A 16,571-nucleotide genomic window follows, 5' to 3' on the forward strand; every position below is an offset into this window, starting at 1 on the left:
GGGTACATGGATAATATACGAATGGAGGAAACTACCAATGGATGTTACCCCTATTTCATTTCGCGCCATCATCATGCGTGAGGAACACGCTGAAGAAATATGCACCTGGTCCTATCCCCCTCCTTACGATATCTATGGCTTCCTTCCTTGGGAGCAGATGAAAGGGCTCGAGGTGGAATTTGGCGATCCGATCATACGCCAGCAGCAATATATCTCGATTCTGGATGACCAGGATTCTCTGTGGGGGTTTGCCCAGCTGTTTCCCATACACGAAGTGACACGGATCGGGCTTGGCATGCGGCCTGATTGGTGCGGGCGTGGAATGGGTAAACGATTTATGCAGACCATAACGCAGGAGGCCAGGCGCAGGAGGCCTACGGATGAGATTGATCTGGAAGTAATGACCTGGAATGAGCGTGCGATCCGTGCTTATGAAGGGGCGGGATTTCGCATCACCGATACGTATGAGCGGCTTACTCCGCAGGGAAAAGGCATTTTCCACTGTATGGTGTATGAGCCTCCAGCAAATGAGGAATAGTAAGCTTGTCTATATGAAAAAGCACAAATTTGTGTATTTTTTATGAAGCCTCTTTGGATCGTTGCTTTTTTTGTCACAACTGGCTATGCTGTCTAGGGATGTTGGTTTATAATGGAGACAAGTGCAAAAGTGCAGTATACATAGAAGGGACGATATGACGATGCAAAAATGGATCATGAGCGGATTGTTCTTCGTCGCATGTGCGTTGGCTATCGCGCTGATGTTTACGCTCCCAGGTAAGGAACAGGTAGCTCAGGAAGAGAAGCCAACCATGCCGGAAGTGACTCTCGATGCTGCCGCAGCGGAAGCCACACTGAAAGCAAGCTGCATTAGCTGTCACGGTGACCAGCTTCAAGGCGGCGCTGGACCAGCTCTGAATCAGGTAGGCGGACATATGGATGCGGATGCCATCTTCAACGTTGTAACCAAAGGTCGTAAAGGAATGCCTTCCTTTAAAGATCAGCTGAAGCCTGAAGAAATCGCAAACATCGCGCTGTACCTTGCTGAGAAAAAATAAAATCAGCTTACACGCAAAACACGCTTGATATCCGGAGAACCTACCGGTGCAAGCGTGTTTTTACATTAATTGGGGCCTATGGCGATTCTAACATCCTCATTGTCTCCCGCTTCTATTACTCCGCCTTGCTGTCCTTGGAACGACTCTTCTCGTAGGCCTCGTTAAATTGCTGCGCTTCCTTAATATCCACAGCCGTAATGCCGCCGTCATCCCATGAAGTAAGACGCAGCGTAACAACTTTATAATCTATGGTGATGTAGGGGTGATGTCCGAAAGCTTCCGAAATAGCTGCCACTTCATCAACAAAAGCGATTCCCTTCATGAAGGAGGAAAAGGTATACTTTCGTACAATCCATCTCCCTTGCTCAAACTCCCAACCCTCAAGCTTTTCCAGATGAGCCTCTACTTCTTGCTGCGTATAAAGCATCTTTTATCTTCCTCCCCGAAAAAAACCTATCGTAAAGCAGACTGACACATTGTATTGGCATTCTGTCATCTATTCTATTCTGCCCAGTATCTGTTCATAACTGACGTGATTATACAAGAGCTACAAAGGCCAGTTCTTCTTCACCAATCAAAATATGTATTCGATGGTTGGTCTGGTCATGCATGACAACGCCGCTGCCCACGCTAATAACCGGTTCGGTACCCAAAGCGTAGAACAGATCCTCTGCCAGCGCCTCATGAACCTCCGTTTTCTCGGCCTCGCCCAGATTGTTCCATTCCTCCGCTTCCATTTCAAAGAAGACATAGCTGTCGGAAATTCTCCCAACCGCTTCCGTTAATTCTGCCAGAATTTCGCCGTAATCTCTTCCGTGCTTAACGCCCATCTCGATCACTCCTTTCCTTGCCGTACTTAGCCTCGTTTCCCTTCCTTCCATTATACCGGAAATTACAACTAAAAAAAAAAGCCCGACCTGACGATAAATAGGATAACGCCCCACAAAAGGCGCCCGGTTCTCCATGAGAGCCGCTCTGACGAATGGATTCGTTATTTTATTTCTCACGGATGAGGTGTGGTATGGAAATTTCAACAATTATAGGCTTAATCATCGGTATCGTCGCGGTAGTGGTGGGCATGCTTCTGAAAGGCGCCTCCCTTCTCGCTCTGTATAATCCGGCAGCCTATCTAATCATTCTTGGCGGCACGGCAGCAACCTTATTCATCGGGTTTCCACTAGTCGAGCTGAAAAAGATTCCAAAGCTGGTCAAGATGACCTTTCTCAAACAGAATCTGATGGACAAAACGGACATGATCAAGCTGTTTATGGAATGGGCTTCGATCACACGCCGTGAAGGACTGCTCGCGCTGGAGACCAAGGTCGATGAGATTGATGACACCTTCCTGCGTAACGGTATGCGTATGATCATCGATGGAAATGATCAGGAATTCGTACGCGATGTATTAATGGAAGATATTAATGCCACCGAGGAACGCCATCGCTCTGGCGCCTTGATCTTCTCCCAGGCGGGTATGTATGCACCATCCCTTGGGGTACTTGGAGCCGTTATCGGCCTGATCGCTGCACTTTCCCATATGGAAGATATGGGAGAACTTGCCCATGCGATTGGAGCTGCATTTATTGCTACCCTGCTTGGTATCTTCACCGGTTATGTCATCTGTCATCCCATTGCGAACAAGCTGAAGCGTCTATCCAAACGCGAAGTTGAAATCCGCTTGATGATGGTAGAAGGCCTGCTGTCCATTCAATCCGGTGTGTCCACCATCGCAATTAATCAGAAGCTCTCCGTGTTCCTGACACCGTCCGAACGGGCTGAGCTCAGTGAGAGGGAGGCTGGTGCTAGTGAGCAAAAAGACTAGGCACGAGCCGCATGAGGAGCATGCCGATGAATCCTGGCTCCTTCCTTATGCAGACCTTTTGACATTGCTTCTGGCCTTGTTCCTGGTGCTTTACGCCATGAGCGCGACCGATGCACGCAAATTTCAAGAGATGAGCGAAGCCTTCAGCGTTGCTCTCACCGGGGGTACCGGCGTGCTGGATTACAGCAAAACGCTGCCCAGCGAAGATCCGCCGAACGTTAATGATCATAAGGCATCGTCCCCTAACGTTCCCGCTACAACCCCTGACCAAAGACGGGCTGAGTTAATGCGCCAAGAACAAGAGGACCTGGAGAAACTGAAGAAGCAGCTTGATAACTATATTAAAAATAACGGTTTAACTTCGGAGCTCAGCACGAAGCTGAATCACTCCCAGCTCGTCATTACGATACGGGACAACGCCTTGTTCCCTTCCGGCGAAGCCGTTGTGAAGCCTGAGGCCCGTAAGCTGGCCAAAGCCATCTCACAAATGCTGCACAAGTTCCCGGATTATGAAATCATCGTATCCGGCCATACGGATAATGTCCCGATCGCCAACAGCAGGTATCCTTCCAACTGGGACCTGAGCTCGGATCGAGCTTTGCAGTTTATGAAAATACTGCTGACCAACTCTGCGCTTGATCCGAAACGGTTCATGCCGATTGGCTACGGCGAATACCATCCGATCGCCGATAACAAAACCGAAGCCGGACGAGCCAAGAACCGCAGGGTTGAGGTATCCATTATACGTAAATACCAAGATAGTGCAACCTTTACCAACGTTGAAGATGTAACCGACGGAAATTAGTCACTACAGACTATAACACACAATAAACAACCGATGCACCTGGTCACCAGGGGCATCGGTTGTTCTGTGTAGATGCGGCATACCGCCAAACGGCTTCCGTCACACTACTCCAGCTTGTAGTTCAACAGCCGGCCGAGCTCCTCCCTCTCCTTCTCGTTGAGATCGCGCCACGAGCCGACGCGCTGGCTTCCAAGACGGATATTCATAATCCGGATTCGCTGCAGCTTTCGAACCTCATAACCAAAGGCGCTGCACATTCTGCGGATTTGGCGATTTTTCCCCTCTGTCAGAATAATTCGGAATACACGCTCGGACATTCTCGTGACCTCGCAAGGAAGTGTCATCTCACCTAAAATTTTTACGCCACTGGACATCCCTCTCAAGAATGTATCTGTAAGAGGGCGGTCTACCGTGACAATATATTCTTTCTCATGTTTCCCTTCGGAGCGAAGGATTTTATTGACGATATCCCCATCGTTCGTTAACAGAATCAATCCCTCGGAGTCCTTGTCCAAGCGTCCAATCGGAAAAATCCGTTCTTTGTGCCCCACAAAATCCACAATATTGCCCTTGATATGCAGTTCAGTTGTACTCGTTATCCCTACCGGCTTATAAAGTGCAATATATACATGCTTCTTCTTATCTTGAAGCGGCCGCCCCTGGATACGGACATCATCGCCTTCCTCAGCCTGGCTTCCCAAGACAGCAACCACACCATTAATGGTTACCTTCCCGCTCTCCACCAGCTTATCCGCTTCACGACGCGAGCAATATCCTGTTTCACTGATAAATTTATTAATTCTCAAGATGCCATCCCCTTATCTGTAACTGCTTTCCGCTCAGCCCTCAATTGCAGTCCGCTGCACTGCAGGCAGGACAATACTCACCTTTGTGCCTATGCCCACTTCACTCTCAATCTCCATCGTGCCACGATGACCCTGAATGATACGCTGGCTGACCATCAACCCAAGCCCGGTACCGGTCTCCTTATTGGTAATAAACGGTTCACCTAGATGTGGCATAAGTTCTTCCGGGATGCCTTGACCCTCATCCCGAATGTCGATCTGCACAAGCTCTGCGTTAGGTCGTTTAAGATCGATCCAGACATTGCCGCCTTCCGGCATCGCTTCAATCGCATTCTTGAGCAAATTGATAAATACCTGCTTAAGCTGGTTCTCCTCACAGTGGACAAAGGTCGGTTCTACAGCAAATGTCAATTTGAACTCGATCCCGTACAGATGGGCCTGGCTATCGAGAAAAGATATGACATCGCCCATGATAATTCTAACGTCTCTCTCCTGAAAATGAATTGCCTGCGGCTTGGCTAATATCAGGAATTCACTGACAATCAGGTTGATTCGATCCAGCTCCGACAGCATCAGATCAATATGATCCGGATTGGTTTTATGGGTCTGCTGCTGGAGCTGCAGAAATCCGCGAAGGGTCGTCAGAGGGTTCCGTATTTCATGTGCAACCCCTGCCGCCAGCTGTCCAACCGTATTCAACTTCTCCGAACGCCGCAGCAGCTCCTCAATCCGATTGCGTTCTGTTACATCCCGGGACACACTAATCATCGAGGTAACCTCACCATTCTCATCCCGCACCAGCGAGGTGCTGATGCTGACCTCAATCGTACTGCCATCCTTGCGCAGACGAACGGTCTCAACCGGGGAAAGCCGTTCCCCGGCCCGCAGCCGCCGGATGCGTTCCTTTTCTTCTTCCTCTTTGGCCGGAGGCACTAACGCAAGCTTCCGCCCGACCACCTCATGCGCCTTCCAACCATATAATTGTTCAAACGCTTTGTTCACGCTAATCACACGTTCATAGGTATCTGTGGTATGAATCGCATCCGCCGTTTGATTAATGACGGATTCCAAATATTCCTTAACGGACTGATTCTCATCAACCATCTGCTTCAATTGACTCGTATAGTTACCCAAATTGCGGGTCATCGCATTGATTCGGCCTGCAAGCTGGCCCAGCTCATCCCGACTGCTTACCTCCAGCCTTCTATTAAAGTGACCGTCGGATACGTCGTTGACCGTCCCCAATATGGCTTGAATCGGCTTTGTAAAATAACCCGCTACAATATAACTTCCAAAAATCACGATTTCCAGTAAAACCAGCGAGATGGCCACAAGACTGATCATCTGCTCCCTCATGACAGAGGAGATGGCCTCATAATCCATGACCACACTGATAATACTTGTCGGTTTATCCTCAGATACGATGGGGATAAAGCTTTTCAATACCTTTTTACCATGAATAGTGCTGACAAATACGACATTATCACGGGTAGCAACAGCCTGCTGTACGGCCTCCATATCCTGATCCAGGCTGCCGTAATCATAGGTACCGAACGTTATCGGTCGATTGCGAAGCTTATAATGTACGTCGTCCGTTCCATCCTCCCTCATATATTCATTGCCAAACGTTTCAGGGTTGATGCCTGTCACTTCCAATATTCGCGGATTGGATTTCAGCGTCTCTTCCACGACCGTATCCGGACTCGTAATTTTCACAAAATCCTTGATGTTCGAATTCCGTATGTAGGGATCAATGATATAATTGCGTTTGCCGTCGTAATAGTACCCCCATTTATCAATAAATTCCGGATTGGATGTGGAGAACTCAAACGGTCCCGACCAGAAATGTTCGGCGTGCTGCCCCTCCGTAACCGATACGACTTTACCATACTGAAACAGCTCCTGAAACGCGGTATACCAATAGCCCCATTTCTTAGTCGAAAGACCGATTTCCTCTTCCGCAGAGGAACGGGCAACCACGATATCATCTTGAGTGCGGACCAGCAATGAAATATGCGTGACGCCGATCTCCTTGCTGAGCTCTTCCAGCTGCCGATTGGTTATATTTTTAATATCCGGATCCAATGCTCTGGCCGCATTGACCGAGGCCACCTTCAGCATATCGCCGAATATGTCATCCACATATCCAGAACTAAACCCGGTTTGCTGGACCGTTATGGCAATCTGAGTAGCTGCCATTACCATCTTGGTTTCACTATCCTGCTGCGAATTTTCCTGGGTTGTGTAATAGTTCAGCGTAATGTTGAGCAGAAGAATAAATAATACCGATATGGACATGATCATCGATAATTTCGTCTTGATCGACAAGTGGCATCTTCACCTTTCTGCTATCACATAGACGACTTGCGAATCTATATCCTCATGATACCTTGATCACGAACGTTTGAAAAGACAGGCATAACAACGCTTTTTTACACAATCACATTGCTATTGAAATAGGGAATCCTTACAATAAAGAGGTCATTCCAGGCGAAAAAAATAACGTATCCACAGATTGCGCACAAATACACAACTCATCTGTGGATAATGTGCATAACTTTGTGCATAAAATTTAACTTATCCACAATTCTGTCCACATCATGTTAACAAACGAATAAATGTTCGTTGAACAATGGGTATAAATACAGGGTTTTGACTGGATGTGAAAGGAGACTTTCGTTTGATACCGAATTCAATAGACCCACTGACTGTGGATAATCATAATCATGAACACTGGATGAGAGAAGCCATTGCAGAAGCACGTAAAGCCGAGGAGCTCGGTGAAGTTCCTATTGGCGCCGTCATCGTTCGTGGTGATGAGATTATTGGTCGCGGATACAATTTGCGTGAAACAACTTATGATGGAACGGCTCATGCAGAGATGGTGGCCATCCGTGAGGCAAGTCAACATCTTGGAGCGTGGAGACTGCTGGACTGTCGTCTGTACGTCACGCTGGAGCCCTGTCCCATGTGCGCAGGTGCCATCGTGCAATCCCGGGTTCCGCAGCTCATCTATGGCACAGGTGACCCCAAAGCTGGTTGTGCAGGCACTCTGATGAATTTGCTCCAGGAGCCGCGCTTCAATCACCGCACAACTGTCATAGACGGTGTACTCCAGGAAGAGTGCGCTTCGCTGCTCACTCAGTTTTTCCGGCGTTTGCGTGGAAAATGAGCATATGTAAAGAAACAGAAAACCCGGCCATGACGGCCGGGTTCTGTTGTCTATGATGAACGATATTAATAAGTGCCCATTTGGCTCATCGATTCCTCAAATTGCTCCATCGTGATGACATCAGCGTCTTTTGGAATACCGATTTTGAACTCTTGTTTTCCGTTGATGTTGTTGTATTGGGTACTACCCTTCACAGCCAACTTCACGTTCTCATTGGTTTCTGGATCATTGAAATCTACGTTCAACACAACATCTTGATAAGCAGGGAAATCTTTTTTATCGATCGCTGTATTGATGTTAAAAGTATTGATCTTCAGGTATTTCTGGATTTCGTCCAAGCCCGCTTTGAATTCGTCTTGGTTCACAGCAGATACTTCCGCTTTAGCTGCGTCAATATCTTCTTGCGTCAGACCCAGCAATTCACGGTACTCGTCTTTAGCTGCAATATCAACTACCTTCGGAGCAACCTTGTTTACCAGGATGTCTAATGCTTCATTAAGCGTATCATTGGTTACAAAGAATTGAACGACTTGTTTCGCATCCACGCCCTCTGGAAGCGCAGCATCTTTTACATTGATATCTTTGAAGTATTTGGCTTGATCATATTCGCTAAGCAACGCTTCAAGGATTTCATTCACGAATTTCTGAGACTTCTCGGTATCCAGGCTCTCCGGACTAAATGTTTCGCCGGATTGCTCAGCAAGCTCTTTCATATCCATCACGAGGTACTTACCTACAACATCCTCTGGGAACGGAAGCATCGGAATGCTTGGAACCTTGACGTAGATCTTCTCATTGGTCATTACCATATCAATGTTGATGGACATGGCCATGTCGCCCTTCAGATTGATCCCCATGTTCATTTCGGTTTGCATAGGCTCCGCTTGATAGATGCCATCCAGGGTAACTTCAGCATTTTTCAACATTGTCATCGCCTGGGTTACACTTGGGTCGCCTTCAACTGCAGGTATGTTAACTTGAAGGTCTTCAATGACAAATTTACTCTTCATTTCGTACGACGTCATCTTCATGGCATTCGTAGCAGCATTGGTCATCGCCGCTTTAGGCTCTTCTTTTTTGGCGCAGCCGGATAGCACAACCGTCACTGTGAGCAGCAGTGTCAGCATGATAGCTGCAAACTTCTTGTTCATTAAAATTTTCTCTCCCCTCTAACATCAAAAAAAATAACAGACCTTCTAATCATAAACCATTTACCTAAAATGAGAAACACTTTCTGGAATATTTGCTGAAATTTATATTTCCTTTCTTTTTCCAGGAGTCTTAAATTTGAACTTCTTAACATGCGAATAAGGTGGGGCCCCAAAATATTACACTTGCACACTAATACGGAAGATTTATGAAAAGGTTTCATAACGAAAAAAAGAACCTCCTGTCGAATTACAGGAAGTTCTCACGATTCTTGCTTCTAGCGCTTCTATATTAGCGCCTGGGCCGTTTAGCCTTCCGGGTTGAAATGCCCGTCCTGCTTACGGATCTTCGCTCTGTGTGAGCCTGACAGCGGCTCCTGACCGCCACGGTCATGATCCTTGCGCTTTTTCGGCTGCTCTTGTGCTTCAGGTACTGGAATCGACTTTGGCTTGCTCATCTGGTAGCCCTCCATTTCGTGGATAACAACGATGGTTTCGGCAATCCTGTCCTGATTTCGTAAAGTGAAGGGACTGGGATATGTCATTTCATATAATCAGTGATGCGTGATTTGCTGCAGCGCTTGAGCACATTCATGAATATGGCGCGTATAGTCGCCTACCATACCCTGAATATTCTCGTTACGCTCATCTGTCGTTGCGCCATCTCGCTCCACATCGACCAGTTCTACCTTCACTTCCCTTGAATCTACATACGTGCATTGAAAATCAAACGAATACTCCTGGCGCCCTGCCGCACCGATGTGAATACGGATGGCATTCGCATCCCCTTCGTCCGCAGCCACTTCGGCGCGATCGCCCGGCTTTAGAATCGTTGATAGCCTTTCCTGCCAGGCATTGACCAGCATGGCCTGATCTACATTCAGTTCTGAGTTCATGTTCACACCTCCCCTTCTCTATAAATTGCGATAATGGGCCTTGTTTTATACAGCGTCCATCCACATAGCCGAACTTTACGGACAAGCCAAGTAACGGTGTGCCCTTGCTAAAAAAAGCATACAAAAAAACCGTTTCCCTAAGGAAACGGTTTGTATTTGTTATGTATGGCGGAGAGGATGGGATTCGAACCCATGTGGAGTTGCCCCCTAACGGTTTTCAAGACCGCCCCGTTATGACCGCTTCGGTACCTCTCCATGTGGCAGTGATTACACGTAAATTAATCACGTGCAAAAATCATTATACCACAAGACAAAATAATTTATCAACTATTTTTTCTGCTCAATGATACTGACGTTGCCCATATAAGGACGAAGCACTTCTGGAATGATCACCGAACCGTCTGCCTGTTGATAATTCTCCAGAATGGCAGCAACTGTACGGCCCACAGCGAGCCCGGAACCGTTCAAGGTGTGGACAAACTCCGGCTTGCTCTTCGGCTCCGGACGGAAGCGGATATTGGCACGACGAGCCTGGAAGTCCCCTATATTCGAACAGGAGGAAATTTCCCTGTATACGCCGCTCTCTGGGAGCCATACTTCCAAATCATATGTCTTCATGGAGCCAAAGCCCATGTCCCCTGTACAAAGGGCCATCACGCGATATGGAAGATTTAGCAGCTGAAGCACACGCTCTGCATCCGTTGTCATCTTCTCAAGCTCATCAAAGGATGTTTCCGGATTTACGATCTTCACCATCTCCACCTTATTGAACTGATGCTGACGAATGAGTCCGCGTGTGTCGCGCCCTGCCGCACCGGCTTCGGAACGGAAACAGGAACTGTAGGCCACATAGTATTTTGGCAGATCCTCGATGTTCAGGATTTCTTCACGATGGTAGTTCGTTACGGGAACCTCCGCCGTTGGGATCAAATAGTAATCCGTATCGCTGATCTTGAATAAATCCTCTTCAAATTTAGGAAGCTGTCCGGTTCCGTACAGGCTGTCCCGGTTGACGATATATGGAGGCAGCATTTCTTCATAGCCGTGTTTGTCGCTGTGCAGATCCATCATGAAACTGATTAAGGCACGCTCCAGGCGAGCACCCAGACCTTTATAGAACGTAAAGCGGGAACCTGTCACCTTCGCACCTGCTTCAAAATCCAGTATGCCCAGATTCTGAGCAAGCTCCCAGTGAGCCTTAGGCTCGAAATCGAAGGCATTAGGCTCCGCCCACCGGCGGATCTCCACGTTCTCCTCCTCCGAGGCGCCTACCGGCACACTCTCGTGAGGAATATTCGGAATCGCCAAGGTAAGCTCGGAAATACTCGCTTCCAGCTCACGCACTTCCTCATCCATCGCTTTAATCCGGTCTGACACTTCTCGCATCTCCAGAATCAGCTCATCTGCATTCTCACGATTCTTCTTCAGCCTGGCTACTTCAGCCGACACGGTGTTGCGGCGGTTCTTCAAACTTTCGCTTTCCTGCAGCAACTCCCGGCGCCGGGCGTCAAGCTTAGGAAAATCCGCAATTAAATCGAGCGATTTGCCACGATTCTTCAGCGCTTCTTCTACACGACTGTACTCGCTGCGCAATATTTTTACGTCTAACACGGGAAACCCTCCTAAAGTAAAACATCCATCAGTATATCGAAGCAGCTGCCCTCTATGTCTACAAAAAGCCTTGGGACAAGGCTGCATGACCTCTATTACATACGATACATCTTATTGCATTTCAGCGAAAAAGACAACTTGACTCCTGTATACTGCCTAAGAGTCAAGATGTCTTCTGCTGTAGCTATTACTTCTGTGCGGCTGCGGACTGCGAGCGGACCATCTCCACAAAATATTGATGGAGACGATAATCGTCCGTCAGCTCCGGATGATACGAGGCCGCAAGCAGATGCCTCTGTCTGGCTGTAACGATCTCATCCTTATACGTGGAGAGAACCTCAACGCCTGCGCCCACTTCCAGAATCAGCGGTGCTCGAATAAAAACAGCGCGAACCTTCTCATCGATTCCTTTGACATCCAGATCGGTCTCAAAGCTCTCGCGCTGACGTCCAAATGCGTTACGGGCTACCGTGATGTCCATGAGCTTCAAATGCGCCTCTTCATCCCCTTGAATTCGCTCAGCAAGCACAATCAGTCCGGCACAAGTACCGAATATCGGTTTGCCTTGGGTTGAGAATTGAGTAATTGCATCCATAAAGCCGTATTTACGCATAAGCTTGCCAATGGTGGTGCTCTCTCCGCCAGGAATGATTAAACCGTCAACGTCCTGAAGCTGCTCTCTCCGCTTGATCGGAACGCCCTCTGCACCGGCAAGGGATATGCTTCGAATATGCTCTGCAACGGCACCCTGAAGTGCCAGTACTCCGACCTTCATGTTACCCCTTCTCTCTTACCAGCCGCGATCCTGCATACGCTCGGCTGGACTAAGCTTGGATATCTCGATGCCTTTCATCGGAGTACCCAGATTCTTGGATACTTCGGCAATCAATTTATAATCATCATAATGTGTAGTCGCTTCTACGATCGCCCGTGCAAATTTCTCAGGGCTGTCCGATTTGAAAATACCGGATCCCACGAAGACCCCGTCAGCGCCCAAATGCATCATCAATGCGGCATCTGCAGGTGTTGCTATACCACCAGCTGCAAAGTTAACCACGGGAAGCTTGCCTGTCTCATGGATGCCTTTCAGGAGGTCATAGGAAACACCCAGGTTTTTCGCTTCTGCATACAGCTCGTCCTTCGACATGTTACGAACTTTACGGATTTGGCTGTTGATCAAACGCATATGGCGAACAGCTTCCACGATATTGCCTGTTCCCGGCTCACCCTTCGTACGAAGCATCGACGCGCCTTCACCAATACGACGCAGCGCTTCACCAAGATCCTTCGCTCCGCATACGAATGGTACCGTGAAATCCCATTTATCGATATGGAACACTTCATCTGCCGGTGTCAGAACTTCACTCTCATCAAGGTAATCCACACCAAGAGACTCCAGCACTTTCGCTTCGACATAATGACCGATACGAGCTTTGGCCATAACCGGAATGGATACAACCTTCATGACTTCCTCAACGATCGTTGGGTCAGCCATCCGTGCCACTCCCCCAGCAGCGCGAATATCGGAAGGAACACGCTCCAGCGCCATAACTGCCGTTGCACCGGCAGCTTCAGCGATTTTCGCTTGTTCCGCATTCATGACGTCCATAATGACGCCGCCTTTTTGCATTTCCGCCATACCTCTTTTTACCGTTGATGTTCCTGTTTCCATGCCCCTAGCCTCCCGATTATATGTTGTATCTCATCGCCATAACGCAATCCTGGCGATATGGTCTGTGCCTATATAGGTACATACTTGCAATGAATCTAACTCGATATTTTACCGCATCAAAATCAAATATACAACCCATTTACTCGGAATTTATAGCTGTTAAAAAAGATTTTTGATGGAATCAAACAAATCCGCAAAAAAATCGCCGATTGCCCGCAGGAACAAACTGAACCAGCCTGCCTTCTCAACCTCATCCGCCGTGATTAAGTTCACCGTTTCGGTCTGGGCATCCTTTATGCCTTCAATTTTATAGGTGTAGGTCACCGTGCCCACCTTCGTACCTTTAGCCACTGGAGCTGTCATGCTGGAGGAGTCCAGCTTGGCTTCGAACGTAATATTCTTGCCAGTCGATCCTTTGGGTACAACAAAAGTGACTGCTTTATCGGTTACGACTGCAGTTTGCTTGCCTTTACCCTTCTTCACCTCAATGCTATCAAAGCCTTCAACGGTTGCCCCAGCAGCTTGAACTTCCTTCACTTCGAAGTTGTCAAAGCCGTAATCCAGGACTTTTTTGGATTCTACAAAACGAGCTCCTTCGGATTTTGTGCCCATAACCACGCTAATCAGACGCATGCCATCACGCTCAGCGGTACCCGCGAAGCAATACTTAGCTGCATTGGTATGGCCTGTCTTTAATCCGTCCAGACCTTCGTAAGCATATTTCTTGAAGTTGGTGATATCTTTATTGGCTTCAAGCATCCAGTTATAGTTGATAATTGGATGCGTGTCGCGCGGTCGAAATTTGTGGGATTGAATGGCCGTGAATCTTGCAAAATCAGGATGATCCTCAACGATGAATTTGGCCAGTAACGCTGTATCCATTGCTGACATTACCGTTTCCTTGTCCTCTGCAGGACGATATTTCTCGGGCATATCCGCACGGCTGAGACCTGTAGAGTTAATGAAGAATGCCGTTTTCAGCCCCATCTTTTTTGCCGTGTCGTTCATCAGGGTAACAAACTCTTCCTCGGAACCAGCCACATGCTCAGCCAGTGCTACCGTAGCATCGTTAGCTGAACCTACAGCCATAGCTATGTAGAGCTCTTCGACTGTATGTTGGTCGCCCTCAGCCAAAAATATCCGTGAGCCCACCGTTTTTTCTGCATTCTCTTTTACCGAGACCATTTCATCCCAAGCTAGCTCACCTTGCTTAACTTTCTCCGCAACGATGTACTCCGTCATCATCTTGGTCATGCTGGCCGGCGGCAATGCTTCATCAGCATTAACCGATAACAGGACCTGCCCTGTAGAAGGCTCGATCAATACGGCAGAGCTGACGTCCAATCCAAGCTGATCTATGGATGGAACTTTATCCGGCTTGGCATTATCCTTTGCAGCCTTGTCGGTTGCTGCTTTATCATCTGTAGCATTGGTCGTATCCGCTGTTGCCAGCATATGAGGTGCTGCCAATGAAACCGCCGGTGCAGCGGAGAAACACAGTATATTAAACAGCATCAAGGATGCCAGCGTTCTTTGAATTCGTTGTCGTTTATTCTTCTTTACAGACTTGTCTATCAATGGAATAACTCCCCTCTAATTCTCAATAAGTCATTAACTTGTTCTATTCTATCATAGGGGGGGTATCAAAAAAAGACAAGCTAGATGAATTTCATCCAGCTTGTCCAGGAAATATATGACATATATTGTCTATCCTTGTTTCACTTCAGTGTATTACAAGGAATAGTTAGGTGCTTCTTTGGTGATTTGGATATCATGCGGATGACTCTCGCGAAGCCCTGCGCCTGAAATACGGATAAACTGAGTGTCATTACGCAGCTCATCCAGGTTTTGCGTGCCGCAATAGCCCATGCCGGAACGCAATCCACCAATCAACTGATGAATGGTATCGGCCAAAGGCCCTTTGTAAGCAACACGACCCTCGATGCCTTCCGGCACCAATTTCTTGTCGTCATCCTGGAAGTAACGATCTTTACTGCCTTGTTTCATAGCAGCAAGGGAACCCATCCCGCGATACGCCTTGAAACGACGTCCTTGGTAGATCTCAGCTTCGCCCGGGCTTTCCTCCGTACCGGCAAACATGCTGCCCAGCATGACGGCACTTGCTCCGGCTGCGATGGCTTTCGTGATTTCTCCGGAGTATTTAATACCGCCATCGGCAATAATTGGCACGCCGTACTCCTTAGCAACGGTCGCACAGTCATAAATTGCTGTGATTTGCGGTACGCCAATACCAGCAATGACGCGGGTCGTACAAATGGATCCCGGTCCGATACCGACTTTAACAACAGATGCTCCGGCTTCGATAAGATCTCTTGTAGCTTCACCTGTAGCTACATTACCCGCAATGATGGTTAGATCCGGATAAATTTCACGCAGCTTGCGAACGGAATCAATGATGTTGATGTGATGTCCGTGAGCGGAGTCAACAGTAATGACGTCTACACCGGCTTTTACAAGCGCTTCTGCTCTTTCGAATGTATCTTTGGAGATCCCGATTGCCGCACCCACCAGGAGACGTCCTTGTGCATCCTTCGCCGCTCTAGGGAACTGGATTGCTTTCTCAATGTCTTTAATTGTAATAAGCCCTTTAAGAACATTATCTTCATCTACTAGAGGCAGCTTCTCGATCTTATGCTTTTGCAGGATCATTTCGGCATCCTGAAGTGTCGTTCCTACCGGAGCCGTTACCAGGTTCTCACTGGTCATCACTTCACTGATTACCGTACTGTAGTCATGCACAAACCGCAAATCACGGTTGGTCAAAATCCCGATCAGTTTATTGCTCTCATCCACGATCGGCACTCCGGAAATCCGGAATTTGCCCATGAGTTTCTCTGCATCGGATACAAGATGATCAGCATGAAGCGAGAACGGATTCGTGATAACACCGCTTTCCGAACGTTTAACCCGATCTACCTCTTCTGCTTGTTGTTCAACGGTCATATTTTTATGAATAATGCCGATTCCGCCTTCTCTAGCAATGGCAATTGCCAAAGGAGCTTCCGTTACGGTATCCATTCCAGCACTGATGAGGGGAATGTTCAATCTCACATGCTCGCTCAATTTTGTGCTAACATCCACTTCTTTTGGAAGCACCTCGGATTTTCTAGGAACCAACAATACATCGTCAAAAGTGAAGCCTTCCTTGCTAAACTTATCTTCCCACACCTGGGTTATTCCTCCTTTTTGTCGTCTTCCTGCGGACTACAACTACTGTCAGAGCGGGACCGGACGGCATTTTCAATGTATTTTCAGAAATATATTATTGCCATCTTAGCAAAGGGTCCATAGGCTGTCAAGGATTGAATTGGCCCTTTTTATGGAGGTCACAAGTATCCATCCAGCGTGTTACCTTGTCTCTTCATAGTGGACAAAACCAATGAGTTTCTTCTATAAAATGGAGACTTATCCACGTTTACACCTTCTCTCCCATTCCCTGATCACTTCGGATCATCCATGGGATTACAGCAGCCTGTCGCATAGTATCACCCAAGCCAGCACGGGATAGTCTGTTATTTACAAATGTAAGAGCTGAACTATAGGAAAAGACCGCTATCGATAAC

17 protein-coding genes and 1 tRNA gene are annotated in these 16,571 nt (G+C 47.8%); 5 read left to right on the plus strand and 13 right to left on the minus strand.

Annotated elements, in window-relative coordinates; genetic code table 11:
- Positions 1-37 precede the first annotated feature (37 nt).
- Both PGL02S_RS26495 and PGL02S_RS26500 read left to right on the plus strand, forming a co-directional pair.
- Entirely contained in the window at positions 38-538 is a 501-nt protein-coding gene (locus PGL02S_RS26495) for a GNAT family N-acetyltransferase (RefSeq protein WP_036642896.1), read from the plus strand.
- Positions 539-698: 160 nt separating this feature from the next.
- The gene (locus PGL02S_RS26500; RefSeq protein ID WP_006207476.1) at positions 699-1,055 is read left to right on the plus strand and encodes a c-type cytochrome; all 357 of its coding nucleotides are present in this window, start codon (positions 699-701) and stop codon (positions 1,053-1,055) included.
- Between the two features lie 115 nt (positions 1,056-1,170).
- Here the strand turns inward: PGL02S_RS26500 and PGL02S_RS26505 are convergent, their stop codons facing one another.
- Together PGL02S_RS26505 and PGL02S_RS26510 are read right to left on the minus strand one after the other, a co-directional pair.
- The gene (locus PGL02S_RS26505; RefSeq protein WP_006207475.1) at positions 1,171-1,482 is read right to left on the minus strand and encodes a 4a-hydroxytetrahydrobiopterin dehydratase; all 312 of its coding nucleotides are present in this window, start codon (positions 1,480-1,482) and stop codon (positions 1,171-1,173) included.
- Positions 1,483-1,591: 109 nt separating this feature from the next.
- Positions 1,592-1,885, minus strand: coding sequence for a hypothetical protein (locus tag PGL02S_RS26510; RefSeq protein WP_006207474.1), 294 nt, complete (start codon positions 1,883-1,885; stop codon positions 1,592-1,594).
- Positions 1,886-2,076: 191 nt separating this feature from the next.
- On the opposite strand from PGL02S_RS26510, the gene motA reads away from it, so the two are divergent.
- Together motA and motB are read left to right on the plus strand one after the other, a co-directional pair.
- Positions 2,077-2,877 carry a flagellar motor stator protein MotA gene (gene motA / locus PGL02S_RS26515; RefSeq protein ID WP_006207473.1) on the plus strand — a complete coding sequence of 267 codons (801 nt, stop codon included), beginning with the start codon at positions 2,077-2,079 and terminating at the stop codon, positions 2,875-2,877.
- Positions 2,861-3,682: a flagellar motor protein MotB gene (motB, locus tag PGL02S_RS26520; protein WP_006207472.1), complete on the plus strand. Its 822-nt coding sequence runs from the start codon at positions 2,861-2,863 to the stop codon at positions 3,680-3,682. Before motA ends, motB begins: the two co-directional genes overlap by 17 nt.
- A gap of 104 nt (positions 3,683-3,786) precedes the next feature.
- On the opposite strand, the gene rluF is transcribed toward motB, so the two are convergent.
- The gene (gene rluF, locus PGL02S_RS26525) at positions 3,787-4,488 is read right to left on the minus strand and encodes a 23S rRNA pseudouridine(2604) synthase RluF (RefSeq protein ID WP_006207471.1); all 702 of its coding nucleotides are present in this window, start codon (positions 4,486-4,488) and stop codon (positions 3,787-3,789) included.
- Positions 4,489-4,521: 33 nt separating this feature from the next.
- Positions 4,522-6,816 carry an ATP-binding protein gene (locus PGL02S_RS26530; protein ID WP_063455971.1) on the minus strand — a complete coding sequence of 765 codons (2,295 nt, stop codon included), beginning with the start codon at positions 6,814-6,816 and terminating at the stop codon, positions 4,522-4,524.
- A 352-nt stretch (positions 6,817-7,168) separates the two neighbouring features.
- Here PGL02S_RS26530 and tadA point away from each other — a divergent pair, with 352 nt between their 5' ends.
- Entirely contained in the window at positions 7,169-7,660 is a 492-nt protein-coding gene (gene tadA, locus PGL02S_RS26535) for a tRNA adenosine(34) deaminase TadA (protein ID WP_006207470.1), read from the plus strand.
- Positions 7,661-7,725: 65 nt separating this feature from the next.
- Here the strand turns inward: tadA and PGL02S_RS26540 are convergent, their stop codons facing one another.
- From PGL02S_RS26540 to guaB, 9 genes are all read right to left on the minus strand, one after another.
- On the minus strand, positions 7,726-8,811 hold the full coding sequence (locus PGL02S_RS26540; RefSeq protein WP_006207469.1) for a hypothetical protein: 1,086 nt from the start codon (positions 8,809-8,811) through the stop codon (positions 7,726-7,728).
- 305 nt (positions 8,812-9,116) lie between these two features.
- Positions 9,117-9,266 carry a hypothetical protein gene (locus PGL02S_RS26545; protein WP_006207467.1) on the minus strand — a complete coding sequence of 50 codons (150 nt, stop codon included), beginning with the start codon at positions 9,264-9,266 and terminating at the stop codon, positions 9,117-9,119.
- A gap of 96 nt (positions 9,267-9,362) precedes the next feature.
- Entirely contained in the window at positions 9,363-9,704 is a 342-nt protein-coding gene (locus PGL02S_RS26550; RefSeq protein WP_006207466.1) for a hypothetical protein, read from the minus strand.
- Positions 9,705-9,870: 166 nt separating this feature from the next.
- Positions 9,871-9,959, minus strand: a tRNA-Ser gene (locus PGL02S_RS26555).
- Positions 9,960-10,031: 72 nt separating this feature from the next.
- On the minus strand, positions 10,032-11,315 hold the full coding sequence (gene serS, locus PGL02S_RS26560; RefSeq protein WP_006207465.1) for a serine--tRNA ligase: 1,284 nt from the start codon (positions 11,313-11,315) through the stop codon (positions 10,032-10,034).
- 187 nt (positions 11,316-11,502) lie between these two features.
- A complete protein-coding gene (gene pdxT, locus PGL02S_RS26565; RefSeq protein WP_006207464.1) occupies positions 11,503-12,090 on the minus strand; it encodes a pyridoxal 5'-phosphate synthase glutaminase subunit PdxT in 588 nt (195 codons plus the stop codon).
- Positions 12,091-12,105: 15 nt separating this feature from the next.
- Positions 12,106-12,987, minus strand: coding sequence for a pyridoxal 5'-phosphate synthase lyase subunit PdxS (gene pdxS / locus PGL02S_RS26570; RefSeq protein WP_006207463.1), 882 nt, complete (start codon positions 12,985-12,987; stop codon positions 12,106-12,108).
- A gap of 159 nt (positions 12,988-13,146) precedes the next feature.
- The gene (locus PGL02S_RS26575; protein ID WP_036642889.1) at positions 13,147-14,565 is read right to left on the minus strand and encodes a D-alanyl-D-alanine carboxypeptidase family protein; all 1,419 of its coding nucleotides are present in this window, start codon (positions 14,563-14,565) and stop codon (positions 13,147-13,149) included.
- A gap of 153 nt (positions 14,566-14,718) precedes the next feature.
- Complete coding sequence (gene guaB, locus PGL02S_RS26580; protein WP_006207461.1) at positions 14,719-16,176, minus strand: IMP dehydrogenase; 1,458 nt, start codon at positions 16,174-16,176, stop codon at positions 14,719-14,721.
- Positions 16,177-16,571 lie beyond the last annotated feature (395 nt).

Origin of the sequence: Paenibacillus glucanolyticus NBRC 15330 (assembly GCF_004000885.1) — a bacterium.
GTDB classification, from domain to species: Bacteria; Bacillota; Bacilli; order Paenibacillales; family Paenibacillaceae; genus Paenibacillus_AQ; species Paenibacillus_AQ glucanolyticus.